Source organism: Xanthobacter autotrophicus, assembly GCF_030015065.1.
Lineage (GTDB): Bacteria > Pseudomonadota > Alphaproteobacteria > Rhizobiales > Xanthobacteraceae > Xanthobacter > Xanthobacter autotrophicus_D.
Genome location: NZ_JAIVFN010000084.1, coordinates 1 through 20,781 on the forward strand (window position 1 = coordinate 1; position 20,781 = coordinate 20,781).

General features: G+C 68.8%; 19 protein-coding genes. 11 read left to right on the plus strand and 8 right to left on the minus strand.

The window, feature by feature from the left end; all coding sequences use genetic code 11:
- Positions 1 to 96: 96 nt before the first annotated feature.
- Complete coding sequence (locus tag K9U40_RS16030; protein WP_282891140.1) at positions 97 to 894, minus strand: response regulator; 798 nt, start codon at positions 892 to 894, stop codon at positions 97 to 99.
- A 323-nt stretch (positions 895 to 1,217) separates the two neighbouring features.
- Between K9U40_RS16030 and K9U40_RS16035 the strand changes: the two genes are divergently transcribed.
- The 3 genes from K9U40_RS16035 to K9U40_RS16045 all read left to right on the plus strand — a co-directional run bounded on the left by K9U40_RS16035 (position 1,218) and on the right by K9U40_RS16045 (position 4,352).
- The gene (locus tag K9U40_RS16035; protein ID WP_282891141.1) at positions 1,218 to 1,586 is read left to right on the plus strand and encodes a response regulator; all 369 of its coding nucleotides are present in this window, start codon (positions 1,218 to 1,220) and stop codon (positions 1,584 to 1,586) included.
- Between the two features lie 31 nt (positions 1,587 to 1,617).
- Positions 1,618 to 3,690, plus strand: coding sequence for an ATP-binding protein (locus K9U40_RS16040; RefSeq protein ID WP_282891142.1), 2,073 nt, complete (start codon positions 1,618 to 1,620; stop codon positions 3,688 to 3,690).
- 146 nt (positions 3,691 to 3,836) lie between these two features.
- On the plus strand, positions 3,837 to 4,352 hold the full coding sequence (locus K9U40_RS16045; RefSeq protein WP_282891143.1) for a cupin domain-containing protein: 516 nt from the start codon (positions 3,837 to 3,839) through the stop codon (positions 4,350 to 4,352).
- Positions 4,353 to 4,364: 12 nt separating this feature from the next.
- On the opposite strand, the gene bioB is transcribed toward K9U40_RS16045, so the two are convergent.
- The 6 genes from bioB to pcaF form a co-directional block, all read right to left on the minus strand.
- Positions 4,365 to 5,402, minus strand: a complete 1,038-nt coding sequence (gene bioB, locus K9U40_RS16050) for a biotin synthase BioB (RefSeq protein ID WP_282891144.1) — start codon at positions 5,400 to 5,402, stop codon at positions 4,365 to 4,367.
- Positions 5,403 to 5,486: 84 nt separating this feature from the next.
- Positions 5,487 to 6,287 carry a 3-oxoadipate enol-lactonase gene (pcaD, locus tag K9U40_RS16055; protein WP_282891145.1) on the minus strand — a complete coding sequence of 267 codons (801 nt, stop codon included), beginning with the start codon at positions 6,285 to 6,287 and terminating at the stop codon, positions 5,487 to 5,489.
- 138 nt (positions 6,288 to 6,425) lie between these two features.
- The gene (locus K9U40_RS16060) at positions 6,426 to 7,085 is read right to left on the minus strand and encodes a 3-oxoacid CoA-transferase subunit B (RefSeq protein WP_282891146.1); all 660 of its coding nucleotides are present in this window, start codon (positions 7,083 to 7,085) and stop codon (positions 6,426 to 6,428) included.
- Positions 7,082 to 7,756 (minus strand): 3-oxoacid CoA-transferase subunit A, encoded by a 675-nt coding sequence (locus K9U40_RS16065; protein ID WP_432715923.1) that lies wholly within the window; start codon positions 7,754 to 7,756, stop codon positions 7,082 to 7,084. The genes K9U40_RS16060 and K9U40_RS16065 overlap by 4 nt, the downstream gene beginning before the upstream one ends.
- Positions 7,757 to 7,770: 14 nt before the next feature.
- Entirely contained in the window at positions 7,771 to 8,046 is a 276-nt protein-coding gene (gene catC / locus K9U40_RS16070; RefSeq protein ID WP_282891148.1) for a muconolactone Delta-isomerase, read from the minus strand.
- Positions 8,047 to 8,082: 36 nt separating this feature from the next.
- The gene (gene pcaF, locus K9U40_RS16075) at positions 8,083 to 9,288 is read right to left on the minus strand and encodes a 3-oxoadipyl-CoA thiolase (RefSeq protein WP_282891149.1); all 1,206 of its coding nucleotides are present in this window, start codon (positions 9,286 to 9,288) and stop codon (positions 8,083 to 8,085) included.
- Between the two features lie 278 nt (positions 9,289 to 9,566).
- Here pcaF and K9U40_RS16080 point away from each other — a divergent pair, with 278 nt between their 5' ends.
- From K9U40_RS16080 to K9U40_RS16095, 4 genes are all read left to right on the plus strand, one after another.
- Positions 9,567 to 10,343: an IclR family transcriptional regulator domain-containing protein gene (locus K9U40_RS16080; RefSeq protein ID WP_282891150.1), complete on the plus strand. Its 777-nt coding sequence runs from the start codon at positions 9,567 to 9,569 to the stop codon at positions 10,341 to 10,343.
- 165 nt (positions 10,344 to 10,508) lie between these two features.
- A complete protein-coding gene (locus K9U40_RS16085; RefSeq protein WP_414114825.1) occupies positions 10,509 to 11,486 on the plus strand; it encodes a TAXI family TRAP transporter solute-binding subunit in 978 nt (325 codons plus the stop codon).
- A 145-nt stretch (positions 11,487 to 11,631) separates the two neighbouring features.
- Positions 11,632 to 13,764 carry a TRAP transporter permease gene (locus K9U40_RS16090; RefSeq protein ID WP_282891151.1) on the plus strand — a complete coding sequence of 711 codons (2,133 nt, stop codon included), beginning with the start codon at positions 11,632 to 11,634 and terminating at the stop codon, positions 13,762 to 13,764.
- A 3-nt stretch (positions 13,765 to 13,767) separates the two neighbouring features.
- The gene (locus K9U40_RS16095; RefSeq protein ID WP_282891152.1) at positions 13,768 to 14,148 is read left to right on the plus strand and encodes a DUF1850 domain-containing protein; all 381 of its coding nucleotides are present in this window, start codon (positions 13,768 to 13,770) and stop codon (positions 14,146 to 14,148) included.
- A 19-nt stretch (positions 14,149 to 14,167) separates the two neighbouring features.
- Here the strand turns inward: K9U40_RS16095 and K9U40_RS16100 are convergent, their stop codons facing one another.
- Positions 14,168 to 15,223, minus strand: coding sequence for an aldo/keto reductase (locus K9U40_RS16100; protein WP_282891153.1), 1,056 nt, complete (start codon positions 15,221 to 15,223; stop codon positions 14,168 to 14,170).
- Positions 15,224 to 15,661: 438 nt separating this feature from the next.
- On the opposite strand from K9U40_RS16100, the gene K9U40_RS16105 reads away from it, so the two are divergent.
- The 4 genes from K9U40_RS16105 to K9U40_RS16120 form a co-directional block, all read left to right on the plus strand.
- Complete coding sequence (locus K9U40_RS16105) at positions 15,662 to 17,023, plus strand: LLM class flavin-dependent oxidoreductase (protein ID WP_282891154.1); 1,362 nt, start codon at positions 15,662 to 15,664, stop codon at positions 17,021 to 17,023.
- 70 nt (positions 17,024 to 17,093) lie between these two features.
- Positions 17,094 to 17,921: a MetQ/NlpA family ABC transporter substrate-binding protein gene (locus tag K9U40_RS16110; protein ID WP_282891155.1), complete on the plus strand. Its 828-nt coding sequence runs from the start codon at positions 17,094 to 17,096 to the stop codon at positions 17,919 to 17,921.
- A 293-nt stretch (positions 17,922 to 18,214) separates the two neighbouring features.
- A complete protein-coding gene (locus tag K9U40_RS16115; protein WP_282891156.1) occupies positions 18,215 to 19,429 on the plus strand; it encodes an acyl-CoA dehydrogenase family protein in 1,215 nt (404 codons plus the stop codon).
- A gap of 16 nt (positions 19,430 to 19,445) precedes the next feature.
- Positions 19,446 to 20,781 (plus strand): LLM class flavin-dependent oxidoreductase (locus tag K9U40_RS16120; RefSeq protein WP_282891157.1); only part of this gene is annotated, 1,336 nt, incomplete at its 3' end.

Below are 20,781 nucleotides of genomic sequence, written 5' to 3' on the forward strand. Positions count from 1 at the left end.
GGTCGGGCGGAGGCCCCCCAAAGGCGTCGTCCGGCCCGTTCCCGTTTCCGGCAGGCGAGGTTCGAGAGCCGGGGCGCGTGCTGCGGGAGCGCGCGTTCAGTCCAGCCTGATGCCGAAGCGGTCGGCCTGCCGGCGCACGAAGGCTTCCATGCGCTCGCGCCCGAGCTCGGACAGATGCACCAGGATGCGCCGCCGGTCGCCGACATCCGGCACGCGGGTGACGAGCCCGGCCGCCTCCAGGTCGTCGATGCGGCGCAGGGCGGTGGTTGTCGGAGCGCCGGACGCGATGCACAGGCTGGTGACGGAGATGGGCCGCCGGCTCGCCTCGGCCATGGCGAGATCGAGCATCATCTCCCAGGCGGGATCTGAAAACAGGCCCGACTGGAAGATGGCTTCGCGGTCGGTCCGGGCGGCCACCAGGGCGCGCAGGTAATTGGGCCGCGGGATGTGGCCCGCCGGTGCGGCGCCCGCGGCGGGGGGCTGGTCGGCGGCGGCCTCGTCGTTCACCAGCGCAAAGGCGCGGGTGATGGCGTGGGCCACCTCCTCGGCGGCGAGAGGCTTCTGCAGGAAGTCCACCGCCTGGAGCCGCAGCGCGCCCACTGCGCGATCGAGCGAGGCGTGGCCGGTGATGACGATGGCGGCCATGGGGTGCTTGCGGCGCCGCGCCGAGAGCTTCTGCAACAGCTCGATGCCGTCGATGCGCGGCATCTGGAGGTCGGTCACGATGACCTTGAGATCGTCGTGGCGCTGCACGAGATCAAGGGCCTCGACGGCGGTGCGGGCCGTCAATGAGGCGATGCCCAGCCCCTCCAGCCCCTCCTGCAGCTCGATCAGCACGTCGGGATCGTCATCCACCAGCAAAACGCGAGGGGATTGCTCAATCCGCCCGTCCATCCTCTCCTCCGGCTTCCGACCCCTCAGGCCCCAGGCCCGGTTGCTTCGGGCCAGTCTTCAACAGCCCGGACAACCGGGCAAGCGGAGCATTTTGCCAGGAAGTCTGGCACGATCGCTCCCGCGGTCATTGATGAGCGACAAGTTCTGCACAGCCTTTGGGCCTTTTGTGCTATACGTCGCCAAGCCTCGGGCAGATTTCTTCGCGCGCTCGGTCCAATTTGGAAGGGGTTCGGCTTGACGCTCTGGTCGTCTCATTGTGCAGTGCGGTCACGACCCGGCGCCAGATCTTTCAAACCTGCCGGAACAGCCTTGGTAGGTGGCGCATGGACCGGGTCCTTGTGGTCGATGACGAGCCTGAATATCTCGAGGAGCTGGTCGAGGCGCTCGGCTTCCGCGGCCTGGCCACGGTCTCGGTCGGCCGGGGTGGCGACGCCCTCGACGTGCTCCGGCGCGACCCCGCCATCGGGACCATCCTCACCGACATGCGCATGCCGGATATGGACGGCATGGCGTTGATCAGGGCTGTTCAGGATGCCTTTCCAGGGCGCAAGATCCATTTTCTGGTGATGACCGGCCATGCCGGCCATGCCGACATCGCGCAGGCGCATGCGGCTGGCGTGGTGCGTTGCTTTGCCAAGCCACTGGCCTTCGATGACCTGTGCGAGGTGCTGGCGGAACTGAACGGCGGATAGAATGACGCGGCCTCACTCGCGAAGCGAGGGCTTGCGGGGGCTTCTGGATCCCGTCAACGTGATGCTGGGAAGCCTCGTCTTCCTCGTGGGCGTCATCCCCTTTGTGGCCGCGCTCGTGCTGTACCAGCTGCACAGCCGGGCCGAGCGCGACAAGGCGGAGGCCAGCGCCCAGCGCACCGCGACGCTGCTGATGCGCAGTTTCGAGCAGGCCATCGCGCCCATCGACACGCTGCTGCTGGGCCTCGCCAACTCCTATGATGCCTCCGCCACGCCGGTGCAGCTCCACGAGATGCTGCGGGGCCTGAACCCGCCCCCGGCCGTGCTCCAGGTGAGCATCACCGACAAGGCGGGAGCGCTGATCGCCAGCAGCCTGCCGATGGCGGGCATGGAGCGGAAGGACCTGTCGGGGCGGGACTATATGCGCCCCCACCTCGGCGGGGGACCCGTCCATGCGGATCTCATGATCGGCAAGCCGGTGCTGGGCCTGCTGTCGAAGAAATGGGGGATCCCGCTCTCCCGGTCTCTCGTCGACGCCTCGGGCCAATTTTCCGGCGTGGCGGTGGCATCCTACGCCATCAGTGACTTCATCGACTTCTACAAGCAGCTTCGCACCGAGGACGGCATGCTGATCGCCCTTGTCGGCCGCGATGGCATCGTGCGGGCCCGGGCCGCCCAGGACACCAGCTTCGGCGACGACGTGTCCAGGAGCCCGGCCTTCCAGGCCGCCCTCGCGCACGGTGGGGCGACCTATGAGGGCGTGGGCATCGTCGATGGCATTGCGCGGGTGGGATACACCGTCGCCTCCCGGAAATACCCCATCCTGGTGACGGTTGCCTACTCGGCAGCCTATGTGCAGCAACAATCCAACGAGTTCCGCGCCGGCATCTGGAGCACGGCGCTCGGCCTCTCCGTGGCGCTGCTCATCGTGGTGCTGCTGGGCGGAAGGTACCTCAATCTCCAGAAGCAGCTGAAGGCCAAGGAGGTGCAGGCCCTGGCGCGCCAGCGCGAGGCGAACGTGCTCGACGCCATCAGCCGGGTGCCCGGCGTCGCGGTCATGCATGTGACTGCCGCCGGCGCGAGCGAGGTGGGCACCGCCGCCGATCCCACCCTGTCCCCCCTGCTGCGCCGCTATCTCGCCGGCGACCGCTTCCGCACCCTTGTCCGCGGGCTGAGGGAGCCGCAATTGCGCGACGAGCACCTGTCCGACGGCGCCAGCGAGCTGGAGGTGGAGATGGTGGTGGCGCCGGTCCAGCGCATCGCGCGGGAGTCGCCCCCCGGCGAAGGGCCGGACATGGTGGTCTTCGCCGTGGACCGGACCCAGCGGCGGATGGAGGAGAACAAGCTCTACCAGATGTCCAAGCTCGCCTCCCTCGGCGAGGTGGCGACGGGGCTCGCCCATGAGATCAACCAGCCCCTCGGCGTCATCAGGCTTGCTGCGGCCAACGCGCTGACGGGCATGCGGATGGGGCTGCCGGAGGGGCATCTGGCCTCCAAGCTCGACCGCATCATGCAGCAGACGGCGCGCATGAGCCGCATCATTGATCACATGCGCATCTTCGGCCGGGTGAGCGAGGAGCAGTTCCAGCCCTCGCGGCCGAGCGATGCGGTGGATGGCGCGCTGCAGGTGGTGGGTGCGCATTTCCGCCTGGACGAGATCGAGGTGGAAACGGTGTTTGAAGCCGACCTGCCGGAGGTGCTGTGCCGCCAGGACCAGCTGGAGCAGGTCATCATCAACCTGCTCCAGAACGCCCGCGACGCCATCAACGAGCGCCGGGCCAGGACCGGCGAGCACGTGGCGGGCCACATCGTGGTACGGGTGGAGCAGGCGGACGGGCCCGGCGCGCCGGACGCGGTGATGATCGAGGTTGCCGACAATGGCGGGGGCATTCCGGATAAGGTGGCCGAGCGGATCTTCCAGCCGTTCTTCACCACCAAGCCGCCGGGCAAGGGCACCGGCCTTGGCCTGTCGGTGAGCTTCGGCATCGTCCGCGATCATGGCGGTAGCCTCTCGGTGCGCAATGGGCCCGAGGGCGCCATCTTCACCATCCGGCTGCCGGCGCGTGCTCCGGTGGCGGAGGCCCAGGCCCGCGCCGCGAGCGGCTGAAATCTCTCCGCGCCGCGAGCGGCTGAAATCTCTCCGCGCCGCGAGCGGCTGAAATCTCTCCGCGCCGCGAGCGGCTGAAATCTCTCCGCGCCGCGAGCGGGTAGACTGCCGCGTCACACCTTACCGTCCAGCAGGAAACGCTCCCGATGAAGCCCGCCAATTCCGATCCAGTTTCGCCCGTGGTCCATCTGGGGGATCTCGTCCTTGCCACCGAGCGCCACGGCGCCGCCTTCGAGGCCCACTTTGCCTCGGTGGCCGCGCCGCTCGGAGCCAGGCGGCTCGGGGCCCGCCTGGTGGAACTGCCCGCGGGCAAGAAGGCGTGGCCGTTGCACTGCCACCATGCCAACGACGAGATGTTCGTCATCCTGGGCGGCTCGGGCACCCTGCGTTTCGGCGGCGAAAGCCACGCGGTCAGGGCCGGCGACGTGGCGGTGTGCCCTGCCGGCGGGCCGGAAACCGCCCACCAGCTTGAAGCGGGCGCCGATGGGCTGCGCTACCTCGCGGTCAGCACCATGAACGAGCCGGACGTGATGGAATATCCCGACAGCGGGAAGGTCACCGTCTTCGCCGGTGCCGCGCCCGGCGGCGACAAGGCGAAACGCCGCCTGTCGCTCACCGTGCGCGCCGACAGCGCGGTGGACTACTGGTCCGGCGAAGTCTGACGCGCCCGCCGCTCACTCCGCGGCGGAGCGCATCTCCACGGCGGCGGGGGCGGCGGCGCGGATGCCGAGACGGGCGAACAGCGCCGCATCCTTGTCCCGCTCCGGATTGCCGGTGGTCAGCAGCACGTCGCCGGTGAAGATGGAATTGGCGCCGGCAAGGAAGCACAGGGCCTGCATTTCGTCGCTCATGGCGTGCCGGCCGGCGGAGAGGCGCACGATGCTCCGCGGCATCAGCAGGCGCGCCAGCGCCACGAGGCGCACGAAGGCGATGGGGTCCGGCTTGTCGGCCTTGTCCATCACCGGGGTGCCCTCGATCTCGTTCCACATGTTCAGCGGCACGCTCTCGGGATGGGGATCGAGGGTGGCGAGCACCAGCAGCATGGCGATGCGGTCGTCCACGCTCTCGCCCATGCCGACGATGCCGCCGGTGCACAGGCGGATGCCGCCCGCCCGCACCGAGGCGAGGGTGTCGAGGCGGTCCTCCATGGTCCGGGTGGTGACAATCTCGGGGTAGAAGGCGGGCGAGGTGTCGATGTTGTGATTGTAATAATCGAGGCCGGCGGCGCCGAGGCGGGTCACCTGCTCGGGGGTCAGCATGCCCAGGGTCACGCAGGCCTCGAGGCCCATGGCCTTCACGCCCGAGATCATGGCGCAGACGGCGTCGAGGTCGCGATCCTTGGGGCTGCGCCAGGCGGCGCCCATGCAGAAGCGGGTGGCGCCGCCCTCCTTGGCCTTCTGCGCCTGGGACAGCACCTCCTCCACGCCCATGAGCTTGGTGGCCTTCAGGCCGGTCTCGTGGTGGGCGCTCTGGGAGCAGTAGCCGCAATCCTCCGCGCAACCGCCGGTCTTGATGGAGAGCAGCGTCGCGGTCTCCACGGTGGCGGGGTCGAAATGGCGGCGGTGGACGCTCTGGGCGCGGAACAGCAGCTCGGGAAAGGGCAGGTCGTAGAGCGCCCGGGCTTCGGCCTCGGTCCAGTCGGAGCGCAGCTGGCTCCCCTCCGCCGCGCGGGCGGTTCCGGTCCCGGTGGTCGCGCCGGTGCTCGTGGTCATGCGTTGCTCCTGAGGTTTCCCCGATCTGGCGGCTAGGATTACGCCGCAACGCACATGTGGCGCAATCCTCTCCCGGTCGGTCCGTCAGGCGGCGGACAGGAACGGCACCAGCACGCGGGAGAGCGCGGCAGGCTGCTCCACGCAGGGAATGTGGGAGGCATCCGCGATCACCTCCAGCCGGGCGCCGGGGATGGCTGAGGCCAGCGCCTGCGCGGATGCGGGGGGCGTCGCCGGGTCCTGATCGCCGACGATGACGAGGGTGGGCGCGACGATGGTGGCAGCGGCCGCCCGCAGGTCGGCGTCGCGCACTGCCATGGCGCAGCCGAGATAGCCCTCCAGGGTGGTGCGCGCCACCATGTTGGCATAGCCGCGCATGAGCTGCGGCGCCTTCTCCCGGAAGGGTTCCGTGAACCAGCGGCCCATCACCCCCGGCGCGATGGCGGCGAGGCCGTCGCGGCGGATGCCGGCGATGCGCTCGTCCCACACCGAGGCGGGGCCGATGAGGGCGGCGGTATCGCACAGCACCAGCCGGTCCACGCGGGCTGGGGTGGTCGCCGCCAGGTGCTGGGCCACCATGCCGCCGATGGAGAGGCCGCACACATGGGCCTTCTCGATGCCGAGGGCATCCAGCAGCGCCAGCGCGTCGGCCGCGAGCAGGGCGATGGAATAGCCGCTGCCGTCCGCAGGCAGCGGCGTCGCATCGGTGAGGCCGTGGCCGCGCATGTCGTAGCGCAGCACGCGAAAGGCGGCCGCAAGGTCGGCCATCACCGGGTCCCACACATGGAAGCTGGTGCCCAGCGAATTGGCGAGCAGCAGTACCGGGGCGCCCTCGGGGCCTTCGATGGCGTAGTGGGTGGTGATCTCTCCGGCGGCGATGAAGGGCATCCGGCGGTCTCCGGCTGGAAGGGGCGCCGCGCCGCTCCGGCGGGGCAGATCAGGGATGAGGAAAGCCGCCCGGCCGCCCCGGCGCAAGGGCGCGGCCGTGCGACGCAATGGCGGCCGGGAAGCCCCCGGCCGGCGTAGTCAGCTGGCGCGGATCGCGATGCCGGCGCGCTGGTTCAGCGCGTCGAGGTCCAGCCCCGGCGGCAGCTGGCGCGCCACGAAGCCCTCGGGGGTGATGTCGATGACGCCGTGATCGGTATAGACCCGGGACACGCAGCCGAGGCCGGTGAGAGGGTAGGTGCAGTGCTCCACCAGCTTGGATTCGCCCTTCTTGGTGAGCAGTTCCATCATCACGAACACGTTGCGGGCGCCCACGGCGAGGTCCATGGCACCGCCCACGGCGGGGATGGCGTTGGGGTCGTTGGTGGCCCAGTTGGCGAGGTCGCCGTTCACCGCCACCTGGAAGGCGCCGAGGATGGCGATGTCCAGATGCCCGCCGCGCATCATGGCGAACGACAGGCTGTGGTCGAAGAAGGCGCCGCCTTCGAGCAGCGTCACCGGCTGCTTGCCGGCGTTGATGAGGTCGTAGTCCACCTCGTTGGGCGAGGGCTTGGGGCCCATGCCGAGGATGCCATTCTCGCTGTGGAGGAGGATTTCCTTGTCCTGCGGCAGGAAATCCGCCACCAGCTCCGGCATGCCGATGCCGATATTGACGATGGCGCCGTCCGGGATGTCGGCGGCGATGCGCTGCGCCATCTCGGCGCGCGTCCAGGGCTTGAAGGCGGTGGCGATCTCGCTCATTGGGCGGCTCCCGTGCCGATGGCCACCAGGCGGTCCACGAACACGCCGGGGGTGACGATGTCTTCCGGATCGAGCGCGCCGAGGGGGACGATGTCCTCCACCTGCGCCACCGTGACCTTCGCGGCGGTGGCCATGACCGGCCCGAAATTGCGCGCCGTCTTGCGGTAGGTGAGGTTGCCCCAGCGGTCGCCGCGGCGCGCCTTGATGAGGGCGAAGTCGGCCTTCAGCGGATATTCCAGCACATAGTTGCGCCCGTCGATCTGGCGCGTCTCCTTGCCGGCGGCGATGGGGGTGCCGTAGCCGGTGGGGGTGAAGAAGGCGCCGATGCCGGCGCCGCCGGCGCGGATGCGCTCCACGAGGTTGCCCTGGGGCACCAGTTCCAGCTCCAGCTTGCCCTCGCGATAGAGCTGGTCGAACACGAAGGAATCCGCCTGGCGCGGGAAGGAGCACACCACCTTCCTCACCAGCCCTGCCGCCAGCAAGGCGGCAAGCCCGGTGGTGCCGTTGCCGGCATTGTTGGAGATGATGGTGAGGTCCCTCGGCGCGCGGGCGATCACCGCCTCGATCAGCTCATGGGGCATGCCGGCGCCGCCGAAGCCGCCGACCAGCAGGGTCGCCCCGTCGGGGATGTCGGCGACGCAGCTTCGGGTGTCGGGCCTGGTCTTGTCGATCATGGGCGCGCTCCTCAGATCGCCGACGGGTGGCGCGCCAGCGCCGTCACATTGATGTCCATGAAGGGGAAGAGCGGCAGGGAGGAGAGCAGGGTGTGCAGCTCGTCCACGCTCTCCACGTCGAAGATGGAGACGTTGGAATAGCGCCCGGCCACGCGCCACAGATGCACCCACTTGCCCTGCCGCTGCAGGTCCTGGGCATAGGCCTTCTCCGCGGCCTTGATGGCGTCGGCCTTCTCGGCCGGAAAATCGTGGGGGATCTTCACGGTCATCTCGACATGGAACAGCATGGCGGTGCGCCTTTGTTGATGGGGTAGGGGCGAGGCTCACACCCGCTCGATGATGGTGGCGATGCCCTGGCCGACGCCGATGCACATGGTGCAAAGGGCGTAACGCCCGCCGGTGCGGTGGAGCTGGTAGAGCGCGGTGGTGATGAGCCGCGCTCCCGACATGCCGAGCGGATGGCCAAGCGCGATGGCGCCGCCATTGGGGTTCACATGGGCGGCGTCGTCCGGCAGGCCGAGGTCGGCGAGGACGGCGCAGGCCTGAGCGGCGAACGCCTCGTTCAGCTCGATCACGTCCATGTCCGAGAGCTTCAGCCCGGCCTTTTCCAGCACCTTGCGGGTGGCGGGGGCCGGGCCCATGCCCATGATGCGGGGCGGCACGCCGGCGGTAGCCATGGCGATGACACGCCCGCGCGGGGTGAGGCCGTGCTTGTCCACCCCGGCGCCGGAGGCGAGCAGCAGGGCGGCCGCGCCGTCATTGACGCCGGAGGCGTTGCCGGCGGTCACCGTGCCGTCCGGCCTCACCACGCCCTTGAGGCGGGCGAGGTCTTCAAGCCTGGTGTCGGGGCGCATGTGCTCGTCGCGCTCGAACAGCCTGGGGTCGCCCTTGCGCTGGGGGATGCTCACCGCGACGATCTCGTCGGCGAAGCGCCCGGCGGCCCAGGCCTCGGCGGCGCGGCGCTGGCTTTCCAGCGCGAAGGCGTCCTGCCGGGCGCGGCTGATCTGGAAATCCTCCGCCACGTTCTCGGCGGTCTCGGGCATGGAATCCACGCCGTGCATCGCCTTCATGGCCGGGTTGACGAAGCGCCAGCCGATGGTGGTGTCCTCGATCTTCGCGGCGCGGGAGAAGGCGCTGTCGGCCTTGCCCATGACGAAGGGGGCGCGGCTCATGCTCTCCACGCCGCCGGCGATCATGAGATCCGCTTCGCCCGCCTTGATGGCGCGGGCGGCGGTGCCCACCGCATCCATGCCGGAGCCGCACAGGCGGTTGATGGTGGAGCCGGGCACCGCGATGGGCAGGCCGGAGAGCAGGGCGCCCATGCGGGCCACGTTGCGGTTGTCCTCGCCGGCCTGGTTGGCGCAGCCGAAGATCACGTCCTCCACCTGCGTCGCGTCGAGGCCGGGGCTGCGCGCGGCGAGGGTGCGGATCACGTGGGCCGCCAGATCGTCCGGCCGCACCGAGGAGAGCGCGCCGGCATAGCGCCCGATGGGAGTGCGCACCGCGTCACAGATGAAGGCGTCGGTCATCGTCTCCCCGCATGTTGTGCGTTATACGAACTTAAGTTCGAGAAATTGATACGGGCGGGCGGTGGGGACGTCAAGGGTAATTTGCCTGATACTCCAATGATTGCCCGCTATCCAATGTTCTGCATCGCGAGCGCGGAGGACGTTGGCAGACGATCGGACGGACGATCCCAAGCCCGCAAAGGAGCTGGAATGGTAATTATCTTGTGCGTAATACGAACAAATGCTACATGCGTCCCGGCGGCACCTGCGGAATGGCGCGCCGCATCGGGGGAGGGCGGATGACCAAGGTGCAGGCGAGCGAGGACAAGGACTATGTGCAGTCCCTGGTGCGCGGGCTGGAGGTGATCCGCACCTTCAGCCGCTACAAGCCGCGCATGACCCTGACCGAGGTGGCCCAGCAGACCGGCATGACCCGCGCCGCCGCGCGCCGCTTCCTGCTCACTTTGGTGCGGGAGGAATATGCCGAGACCGACGGCAAGTATTTCGCGCTGCGCCCCAAGGTTCTGGACCTGGGCTTTGCCTATCTTTCCTCCCTGCCCATGTGGGAGGTGGCCCAGCCCGTCATGCGCGACGTGGTGAACGCCTTGCAGGAATCCTGCTCGCTGGCGGTGCTGGACGGCCTCGACATCGTCTATGTGGCGCGGGTGCCCACCGAGCGGGTGATGACCATCGGGCTGTCCATCGGCTCGCGCCTGCCGGCCTATTGCAGCTCCATGGGCCGCACCCTGCTCGCCGGCCTGCCGCCGGCGGAACTGGCGGCCTATTACGACCGGGTGAAGGTCGAGCGGCGCACCGAGCGCACCGTGGCCAACATGGTGGCCCTGAAAGACGCCATCGAGGCCTCGCGCCGGCAGGGCTGGACCCTGGTGGACCAGGAACTGGAAATGGGCCTGCGCTCCATCGCCGTGCCGGTGAGGAACCGCCGCGCGGAGGTGCTGGCCGCGCTCAATGTCAGCACCCACGAGGGGCGCACCTCCATCGAGGCCATGAAGACGCGCTTCCTGCCGGTGCTGCTCGACGCCGCCCAGCGCATCTCCGCCGCGCTGCCGCAATGAAGGGGCGATCGCCTGAGTCCGCCTTCGGATACAGGCCGTATCCCGCCTCCGCTGCCATGTTGATGGTATAGACGTTAGTCTAATATGATGGAAAAGGCTCTGGCCTTGACGGAAGGAACCGCTAGCCTCCCCTGCAACGATTAAAAAATGCAAGGGAGTACGCCTGTGAAGCGGACCATCGCGACCACCCGCGCCTTCAAAGTCACGCGCCTCGGCGCCATTGCCATCGCATCCGCGCTGGCGTTCGCGCCGGCGGCGGCCAAAGCGGAATTCGTCAACATCCTCACCGGCGGCACGTCGGGCGTCTATTATCCGCTCGGGGTCGCCCTCTCGAAGCAGGTGGGCGAGAAGGTGCCCGGCACGCGGCCTTCGGTGCAGGCCACCAAGGCGTCGGTGGAGAACCTGAACCTCATCGAGCAGGGCAAGGGCGAGGTGGCGTTCACCCTCGCCGACAGCCTCGCCGACGGCGCTGCCGGCAAGGAGGAGGCGGGCTTCAAGGCCCCGCTCACCAAGGTGCGGGCGCTGGGCGGCATCTATCCCAACTACATCCAGATCGTCGCCTCGAAGGATTCGGGCATCCGCACCATCGCCGACCTCAAGGGGCGGCGCCTTTCGGTGGGCGCGCCGCGCTCGGGCACCGAGCTGAATGCCCGCGCCATCCTCGGCGCGGCGGGCCTGAAATACGACGACCTGGGCAAGGTGGAATACCTGCCCTTCGCCGAGTCCGTGGAACTGATGAAGAACCGCCAGCTCGACGCCACCCTGCAGTCGTCCGGCCTCGGCGTCGCCTCCATCAAGGACCTCGCCAATTCGGTCGCCATCGTGGTGGTGGAGGTGCCGGCCGCGGTGATCGACAAGATCGGCGCGCCCTACCTCAAGGCCACCATCCCGGCCAACACCTATGAGGGCCAGACCGCCGACGTCGCCACCGCCGCGGTGCCCAACTTCCTCGTCACCCGCGCCAGCATGAAGGATGACGACGTCTACGCCATCACCAAGGCGATCTACGAGAACCTGCCGGAGCTGGCGGCGGCCCATTCCGCCGCCAAGAGCATCAAGCTCGAAAACGCCATGAAGGGCGCGCCCGTGCCGTTCCACCCCGGCGCCGAAAAGTACTTCAAGGAAAAGGGCGTGACGCCCTGAGCCGCTTCCGCCGGATCGCATCGCGATCCGGCGGGTCAAGGCGTCCTTGCTTGGAGCGCCGCCCCACGCCTTGAGGAGCGCCGGATGCGGTCCGGCCCTCTCGACGCGGCGCATTTCCTCCGGGATCGGTTGGAGGCCGGGTTCCATGACATCGTCGCTGCATACCCCCGACACCGTTCCGCCGGTGAGCCACGACATCGCCACGCCCGGCCACGGCGCGCCGGTGGTGGTGGACGATGCCCTGCTCGACCTCACCTGGGGCGCCGGCCTGTGGGGCCGCGCGGTGTTCTGGATCGCGGTGGCGTTCTCCTCGTTCCAGATCGTTACCGCCGCCTGGAGTCCGCTGCCGAGCCAGATCGTGCGCTCGGTGCATGTGGGCTTCCTGCTGCTCGTGGTGTTCGCCATCGCCGGCAACCACAAGGGCGGCGGCGAACGGCTCGCCTTGTGGGGGCTCGGCATCCTGTCCTTCGTGGTGGGCCTCTATCACTGGGTGTTCTATGCGGACCTGATCCAGCGCGCGGGCGATCCCTCCACCCTCGACATCGTGGTGGGCACGCTGGCGGTCGCGCTGGTGTTCGAGGGCTCGCGCCGGCTGATGGGCGCAGCGCTGCCGATCATGTGCGGGATGTTCATCCTCTACGGCCTGTTCGGCGAATACCTGCCGGCGCCGCTGGACCACCGCCCTTTCGACTATGTGCAGGTGGTGGACCAGATGTTCCTCGGCACCGAGGGCATTTACGGCACCCCGACCTATGTGTCCTCCTCCTTCATCTTCCTGTTCATCCTGTTCGGCGCGTTTCTCGAGCGTGCGGGGATGATCCAGCTATTCAACGACCTCGCCATGGGCACGGTGGGCCATGCCAAGGGCGGACCGGCCAAGGTGTCGGTGATCTCCTCGGCGCTCATGGGCACCATCAACGGCTCGGGCGTCGCCAACGTGGTCACCACCGGCGCCTTCACCATCCCCCTGATGAAGAGTTTCGGCTACAGGCCGGCTTTCGCCGGCGCGGTGGAGGCCACCGCCTCCATGGGCGGGCAGATCATGCCGCCGGTGATGGGCGCCGTGGCCTTCATCATGGCCGAGACCATCGACGTGCCTTACGCTTCCATTGCCACCGCGGCGGTGATCCCGGCCTTCCTCTATTTCTTCACCGTGTTCATCATGGTGCATCTGGAGGCGGGAAAACACGGCCTGTCCGGCCTGCCGAAGAGCCAGTGTCCGGATGCCCTGGGCGCGCTGCGGAACCGCTGGTACCTGCTGTTGCCGCTGGCGGCGCTGGTGTGGCTGCTGTTCTCCGGCTACACGCCGCTGTTCGCTGGCACGGTGGGCCTCGCCCTCACCGCGCTGATCGTGCTCGGCACGCCGGTGGCGCGGCTCATCGGTCCCTACGGCCTGCGCGTGGTGTTCTGGATCGCGCTCGGCCTGGCGGCCGGAAGCTTCATCGAATACGGCATCAACGGCGTCGCCGTAGTGGTGCTCGCCCTCATCCTCCTCCTGCTGTTTGTGAAGGGCGGCCGCGCGACGCTGCGCATCAGCCTGGAGAGCATGGCGGACGGCGCCCGCAACGCGCTGCCCGTTGGTATTGCCTGCGCGCTGGTGGGCACCATGATCGGCGTGTTCACGCTGACGGGCGTCGCCACCACCTTCGCCACCTTCGTGGTGGAGGTGGGCAAGAGCTCCCTGTTCCTGTCGCTCGTGCTGACCATGATCGCCTGTCTCATCCTGGGCATGGGGCTGCCCACCATCCCCAACTACATCATCACCGCCTCCATCGCCGGGCCGGCGCTGCTGGCGCTCGGGGTGCCGCTCATCGTCTCGCACATGTTCGTCTTCTATTTCGGCATCATGGCGGACCTCACCCCGCCGGTGGCGCTGGCGGCCTTCGCCGCCGCCCCCATCGCCGGCGCCTCGGGCCAGACCATCGGCTGGATCGCCACCCGCATCGCGCTCGCCGGCTATGTGGTGCCGTTCATGGCGGTCTATTCGCCGGCCCTGATGCTGCAGGACGGCGACCCCATGGCCGGTGCCATCGGCTTCTGGCCGGCCGTGGCCTATGTGGTCCTGAAAGCGGTCATCGCCATCATCCTGTGGGCGGGCACCGCCACCGGCTATCTGCTCGGGCCGCTCAACGTGCTGGAGCGCATCCTGGCGTTTATGGCGGCGGCGCTGCTCATCATGGCCCTGCCCCTGACCGACGAGGCCGGCTTTGCCATGGCGGTCGGCTTCCTCGCCTGGCACTACAGGTGCACGCGCAAGCCCCTTTCCGGACAGGGGTGACGGGTGCCGGTCGCCTGCCTGGTCGCGGGGGCATACGTGGCGCGGCTCGCCGTGGTCTTCACCCTCGCCTGGACCCATTCGGTGCAGAAGAGCGAGTGGCAGGAGGATTGGCGCGCCACGCCCGACGGGCTGGTGCTGGACGAGGTGCGGGTGGAGGGCTCCGGCGCCGGCATGGAGCCGCCCGAGGGCGCGGTGCGGGAGGGCCGCTTCTACGTGGCCCATCCCGGCCTTCCGCCGCAGCGCGAGGTGCTGCTGCGCCGCTCCGGCGCCACCGCCGACTGGCGGGTGTGCACGGAAGGAGGCTGCCGGCCCATGGGCGCGCTGCTGCCTTCCGACCTGCCGCCCGTCGACGCCGATCCGGTGCGCCTGACCCTGTGTGACTGAGCCGCCCCGGTCCGGCGGCTCAGGGGGCCGGGCTGCCGTGGAGCTGGAACAGGGCGTTCACCTTCGCCTCGATCTGTGGGGTGATGACCACGTCGAGGGTGGCGAGGGTCTCTTCCAGCTGCGCCATGGAGGTGGCGCCGATGATGTTGGAGGTCACGAACGGCCGGCTGGTGACCCACGCCTGCGCCAGCTGCACCGCAGTGAGGCCAAGGTCGGCCGCGAGCGCCATATAGGCCTTGATGGCCGCGTCCACGCCGGGCTTCTGGTAGCGCTGGCCACGGTCGAACAGGGTGGTGCGGGCGCCGGCTGGGCGCGCGCCGTCCAGATACTTGCCGGTGAGATAGCCCTGTGCCAGGGGCGAATAGGCGAGCAGGCCCACATCCTCCCGCGCGGCGAACTCGGCGAGGCCCACCTCGTACTCCCGGTTGATGAGATTGTACGCGTTCTGCACCGAGGCGACGCGCGGCCCGCCGCCGGTTTCCGCTGCGCGCAGGAAGCGGTGGACGCCCCATGGCGTCTCGTTGGACAGGCCGACATGGCGCACCTTGCCGGCGGTCACCAGATCGGCGAGGGCGCCCAGCGTCTCCTCGATGGGCACTTCCGGCCCGTCTCCGGTGGTGGGTGGGCCGCCCGCCGACGGCTGGCCGAACAGGGGCACGGCGCGATCCGGCCAGTGGAGCTGGTAGAGGTCCACATAGTCGGTCTGGAGCCGCTTCAGCGAGCCGTCGATGGCGTAGGCGATGTTCTTCGCGTCGAGCCGGGTCCTGGCGCCGCCTTCGCGCAGCCAGGTGTTGTCGGTGCGGCCGGAGACCTTGGTGGCGAGGATCACCTTGTCGCGCCCGCCGCGCGACTTCAGCCAGGTGCCGATGATGCGTTCCGTGGAGCCCTGCGTCTCCGGCCGGGGCGGAATGGAATACATCTCGGCGGTGTCGATCAAATTGATGCCCACGTCGCGTGCGCGGTCGAGCTGGGCATGGCCCTCGGCTTCGGTGTTCTGCTGGCCGAAGGTCATGGTGCCGAGCGAGATGGACGACACCGAAAGGCCGGTGCGCCCGAGGGGGCGGTATTCGAGCATGAAGGGCAATGCTCCGGGGACGGGCAAAGGAAGGGGAGGGGGAGGAAAGACCCAGGGGCGGGCATCCGTCAACGGCAGGAAGGATACAGGCGGCCGCACCAGCCGGCGGATCCGCGGGTGTTTATAAATCAACTTAAACTATCGAATAAATCAAAAAATAATTGACGGGGCGCCGGACGCGCCTATCGTGGAAAGCGAAGACGCGCCGCGATGGAGGTTCCGATGAGCTGCGCCCGCTGTTCGCTCTGACGTTCCGCCGCGCTGGCCCCGCCTGTCCGGGTCATGTGCCGTCGGCGGTTTCCCGCGTGCCCGCGCCGCTCGCCGGCAGGTGCGCCGAGAGCCGGTTTCCGTTCTGCCCCGTCACCCGCCGCACGCGATCCCGAAGGGGAGCCGCGAGGCGAGAACGTGATCCCGTGCGGGATCACGAGGAGAGTATCCATGGCCCATCTTGAGACCCCGCCCGGCCGGCAGCTTGTCCTCAACCTGTTCATCTATCCCGGCGGCCATCACGAGGCCGGCTGGCGCTATCCGGGCGCGAGTCCCGAGCGGCTTCTCGACATCAGCTTCTACCAGGACCTCGCCCGCTCGGCGGAGGCGGCGAAGTTCGACGCGGTGTTCTTCGCCGACGGGCCGGCCCAGGTGGACAACATCCGCTATGCCTCGCGCTTCCGCCTCGAGCCTTTGACCTGGCTGTCCGCCATCGCGGCCGCGACCACCCATATCGGCCTCATCGGCACCGCCTCCACCACCTATTACGAGCCCTACAATCTCGCCCGGCTTTACGCTTCCCTCGATCACCTCTCCGGCGGACGCGCGGGCTGGAACATCGTCACCACGGCGGTGCCGCAGGCCAGCGGCAATTTCGGCCTTGCCGAGACCCCGAGCCACGCCGAGCGCTACGCCCGCGCCGCCGAGTTCCTGGACGTGGTGACCAAGCTCTGGGACAGCTGGGAGGACGACGCCCTCATCGCCGATCCCGTCTCCGGCGTGTTCGCGGACGATGCCAGGATCCATCCCATCGAGCATGTGGGCCGGCACTTCCGGGTGAAGGGCGCGCTCAACACCCCGCGCAGTCCGCAGGGCCGCCCGGTCTATGTGCAGGCCGGCTCCTCCGACGACGGCCGCTCCTTCGCCGCGCGCTATGCGGAGGCCATCTTCACCGCCCACCAGACGGTGGAGAGTGCGCAGGCCTTCTATGCCGACATCAAGAAGCAGGCGCAGAGCCTCGGCCGCAATCCGGACCATGTGAAGATCCTGCCCGGCATCAGCCCCTATATCGGCTCCACCGAGGCCGAGGCGAAGCGGCTGTATGACGAGGTCAACGACCTGATCCAGCCGGCCTATTCCATCACCCAGCTGAAGCAGATCACCGGCGTGGACTTCACCGGCCATCCGCTGGACGCGGTGGTGTCGCTGGACGCCTTCGCCGATGCCGGCCCCGCCCGCACCGTGGCGAGCCGCTTCCAGCTGGTGGTGGATATCGTCAAGCGCGAGAAGCCGACCTTGCGCCAGCTCATCGACCGGCTCGCCGGGGCGCGCGGCCATTATGTGGTGGTGGGCACGCCGGAGCAGATCGCCGACGAGATCCAGCTCTGGTTCGAGAGCGGCGCCGCGGATGGCTTCAACGTGATGCCGCCCTGGTTCCGCGGCGGCTTCGACCTCTTCACCTCCCAGGTGGTGCCGATCCTGCGCAAGCGCGGCCTGTTCCGCAGCGAATACACCGGCCGGACCCTGCGCGAGCACTACGGCCTGCCGCGCCCCGAAAGCCTTTACGCCAGCGAGGCCCGCGCCACGGCGTGAGCCGCCGGCGTGCCTGACCTTTCCCCTCACTTGCCGCGCCGGCCCCGCCGGCCCCCATACGGACCGACCCATGACCGCTCTTTCCCGTTCCCGCTTCCTCGCTTTGGCCTTTTCCGGGCTGGCCCTGCTCTCCCTCGGCACCGGTGCGCAAGCCCAGGCGCCCGCACCGGAGAAGCCGCTGAAGGTGGGCGTCTCTGCAGGCCCTTACGGCGACATCCTGCGCGAGGTCGCGCGTCTCGCCGACAAGGAGGGGCTGAAGGCGGAGATCATCGAGTTCAGCGACTGGAACCAGCCCAACGCGGCGCTGCAGGCCGGCGACATCGACCTCAACAATTTCCAGAACCGGCCGTATCTGGCCAACCAGATCAAGACCCGCAACTACCAGATCGTCGCCCTGGACGAATCCATCCTGGTGCCCGCCGGCATCTATTCCAAGAAATACACCAGCGCCGCCGACATTCCCGCCGGCGCCAAGATCGCCATTCCCAACGACCCCACCAATGGCGGGCGCGCCTTGCTGCTGTTCCAGAGGGCGGGGCTCATCACGCTCAAGCCGGGCACGGGCCTCTATGCCAGCGTGCTTGACGTGGCGGAGAACCCCAAGAAGCTGCAGATCGTCGAGATCGACGCCGCCCAACTGCCGCGCTCGCTGGACGATGTGGCGGCCGCCTTCGTCTCCTCCAACTACGCCTATCTCGCCGGGCTCGATCTCAACAAGGCGCTGGTGGCCGAGACCACCGTGGAGGAGGCCAAGCCCTACTTCACCCTCGTCTTCGCCGCGCGGGAGGATCGCAAGGATGATCCGAGGATCCGCAAGTTCATCGAGGTCTACCGCTCGCAGCCGGTGAAGGACTTCACCCTCGCCAAGTTCAAGGGAAGCATCCTGCCCGCGTGGTGAGGCGAGCCCGCGCCGAAAGGCGCTGGCTCCAAGAGCCCGTTTGGAAACTCGAAAGGGCATCACCGCGATCACGCCAGTCATGCCCGGCCTTGTGCCGGGCATCCACGCCGAGCCGCTTGGGACAGCGTACGAAAATCGTTCCCAGCCTTCCCGCGTGGATGGCCGGGTCAAGCCCGGCCATGACGATGATAAAGCGCCTGCGAGGGCTGCAAGCGTCCAACCGGTCGAACTTTCAAACACTTTCCGAGGCACGCGCACCATCCCGGCAGCACAGCCGCCACAGGACCTTTGACATGACCCGCCCTTCCGTCGTGACCTTCCCCGCCGGACGCCCGGCCGAGAGCCCGGCGCACCGCTTCGACGCCTTCGCCGCCGCCGAGCGGGTGGCTCAGGCGCTGCTGCCCGACGCGGCCGAGCGCGACCGCCTCGGCGCCTCGCCCCGCAAGGAGCTGGAGCTGCTGCGCGGCTCCGACCTCTTGCCCCTGCTCAATCCGCAGGAGCACGGCGGGGGCGGCGGCAGCTTCACCGACGCGCTTCTGGCGGTGCGGGTGATCGGGCGGGCGGATGCCTCCATCGCCCAGCTGCTCGCCTATCATTATCTCCACCTCACCAACGCCCTGTGGCGGGCCGCGCCGGAGCAGAGCGCGGCGCTGTCGCGGGCCTCGGTGGCCGGCAACTGGTTCTGGGGCGGGGCTTCCAACCCGCGCGATCCGGAATCCCGGCTCACGGCGGTGGCGGACGGCTTCCGCCTCACCGGCCGCAAGACCTTCGCCTCCAACGCGGCGCTGGCCGACCGCATCACCCTGCGCGCCCAGCTGGGCGACGGCTTCGCGGTGCTGGTCGTTCCCGGCGACCGGGAGGGGGTGACCCACGGCAATGACTGGGATGCCTTCGGCCAGCGCCTGTCGGAGAGCGGCACCATCACCTTCGCCGACGTGCGCGTGGACCGGGACGAGGTGCTGGGCGATCCCGCCGCCGCGCCGCCGCCGCGCACCAGCCTGGTGGTGCCGTTCCACCAGCTTCTCATCGTCAATTTCTACCTCGGCACGGCCGAGGGCGCGCTCGCCGAGGCGAACCGCTACATCCGCACCGTTTCGCGGCCGTGGCAGGCCTCGAACGTGGAGAAAGCGAGCCTCGACCCCTACATCCTCGAGCATTACGGCCTGCTCGACGTGGAGCTGCGCGCCTCCCTTGCGCTGGCCGACCTGGCCGCCGAGCGCTTCGAGGCGGCGGTGGCGCGGGGCAACGACATCACCCCTGATGAGCGCAACGTGGCCGCCGGGGCCATCTACGCCGCCAAGGTGCATTCCAGCCGTACCGCGCTGGAGATCACCTCGAAGATCTTCGAGCTGATGGGCGCGCGGGCCACCGCCGGGCACCACGGCTACGATCGTTACTGGCGCAACATCCGCACCCACACCCTGCACGACCCCGTGGTCTACAAGGCGCGCGAGGTGGGCAATTACGCGCTCAACGGCGTCATCACCCCGACCCCGCTCTACAGCTGACGCGCAGGAGACCCCCATGAGCCGCAAGCGGGAACTGCGCTTCAACGCCTTCAACATGGCCGCCCCCGGCCACACCTGGGCCGGCCTGTGGGCCCACCCGCGCGACAAGGCCATCGCCTACAACAGCCTCGATTACTGGATCGAGCTGGCGCAGACCGCCGAGCGCGGCCTCTTCGACGGCATCTTCATCGCCGACGTGTTCGGCATCTATGATGTCTATGGCGGGACGCCGGACGCGGCCCTGCTCTCGGCTGCGCAGACGCCCCACATCGACCCGACTTTGGTGGTGCCGGTGATGGCGCAGGCGACGAAGCACATCGGCTTCGGCGTCACCGCCAACCTCATCTACGAGCACCCCTACCAGTTCGCCCGCCGCTTCTCGACCCTCGACCACCTCACCGGCGGCCGCGTGGGCTGGAACATCGTCACCGGATATCTCGACAGCGGCGCCAAGGGCATGGGCCATGTGGCCAACCGCGCCCACGATGCCCGCTACGAGGCGGCGGAGGACTTCCTCGCCGCCGTCTACAAATTGTGGGAATCGAGCTGGGAAGACGGCGCGGTGCACCGCGACCGCTCCGCGCGGGTGTTCACCGATCCGGCCAAGGTGCACCGTATCCGCCACGACGGGCCTTACTATCAGGTGGACGGCATCCACCTTGCCGAGCCCTCGCCCCAGCGCACGCCGGTGCTCTACCAGGCCGGCGCTTCCGACCGCGGGCGGCTGTTCGCGGCGAAGCATTCCGAGGGCATCTTCCTCAACGGCCAGACCCGGCCCATCCTTGCCGAATCCGTGCGCGCGATCCGGCAGGCGGCGCAGTCCTTCGGCCGCGATCCCTATGACATCCGCATGTTTCCCGGTGCCACCGTGATCGTCGCGCCCACGCGCGCCGAGGCCCTCGATCGTCTTGCCGACTATGCGCAATATGTGCACACCGCCGGCCAGCTGGCCCTGCTCTCCGGCTGGACCGGGGTGGACCTCTCCAAGGTCGATCCGGACGACGCCATCTCCTATGTGAAGAGCAACGCCATCCAGTCCACGCTGGAAAACCTCACTTTGCGCTCTGCCTCCCCGCTGAAGGTGAAGGACCTCGCCACTCTCTCGGCCATCGGCGCCCGCGCGCCCTTCATCGTGGGCGCGCCCAGCGAGGTGGCGGACGAGATCCTGTCCTGGGTGGAGGACACGGACATCGACGGCTTCAACCTCAACCGCCTCGTGTCCCACGAGACCCTTGCGGCCTTCGTGGACCTGGTGGTGCCCGAGCTTCAGGACCGTGGCGTCTACAAGACCGCCTACGCCGAAGGCCCCCTGCGCCAGAAGCTGTTCCCCGGCCGTGGCCCCACCCTTCCCG

Coding starts and splice junctions, on each gene's coding strand:
- K9U40_RS16045 (WP_282891143.1), top strand. CDS start 3,837: ATGAAGCCCGCCAATTCCGATCCAGTTTCGCCCGTGGTCCATCTGGGG.
- pcaF (WP_282891149.1), bottom strand. CDS start 9,288: ATGACCGACGCCTTCATCTGTGACGCGGTGCGCACTCCCATCGGGCGC.
- K9U40_RS16080 (WP_282891150.1), top strand. CDS start 9,567: ATGACCAAGGTGCAGGCGAGCGAGGACAAGGACTATGTGCAGTCCCTG.
- K9U40_RS16100 (WP_282891153.1), bottom strand. CDS start 15,223: ATGCTCGAATACCGCCCCCTCGGGCGCACCGGCCTTTCGGTGTCGTCC.
- K9U40_RS16030 (WP_282891140.1), bottom strand. CDS start 894: ATGGACGGGCGGATTGAGCAATCCCCTCGCGTTTTGCTGGTGGATGAC.
- K9U40_RS16035 (WP_282891141.1), top strand. CDS start 1,218: ATGGACCGGGTCCTTGTGGTCGATGACGAGCCTGAATATCTCGAGGAG.
- K9U40_RS16060 (WP_282891146.1), bottom strand. CDS start 7,085: ATGAGCGAGATCGCCACCGCCTTCAAGCCCTGGACGCGCGCCGAGATG.
- catC (WP_282891148.1), bottom strand. CDS start 8,046: ATGCTGTTCCATGTCGAGATGACCGTGAAGATCCCCCACGATTTTCCG.
- K9U40_RS16090 (WP_282891151.1), top strand. CDS start 11,632: ATGACATCGTCGCTGCATACCCCCGACACCGTTCCGCCGGTGAGCCAC.
- K9U40_RS16105 (WP_282891154.1), top strand. CDS start 15,662: ATGGCCCATCTTGAGACCCCGCCCGGCCGGCAGCTTGTCCTCAACCTG.
- bioB (WP_282891144.1), bottom strand. CDS start 5,402: ATGACCACGAGCACCGGCGCGACCACCGGGACCGGAACCGCCCGCGCG.
- pcaD (WP_282891145.1), bottom strand. CDS start 6,287: ATGCCCTTCATCGCCGCCGGAGAGATCACCACCCACTACGCCATCGAA.
- K9U40_RS16110 (WP_282891155.1), top strand. CDS start 17,094: ATGACCGCTCTTTCCCGTTCCCGCTTCCTCGCTTTGGCCTTTTCCGGG.
- K9U40_RS16115 (WP_282891156.1), top strand. CDS start 18,215: ATGACCCGCCCTTCCGTCGTGACCTTCCCCGCCGGACGCCCGGCCGAG.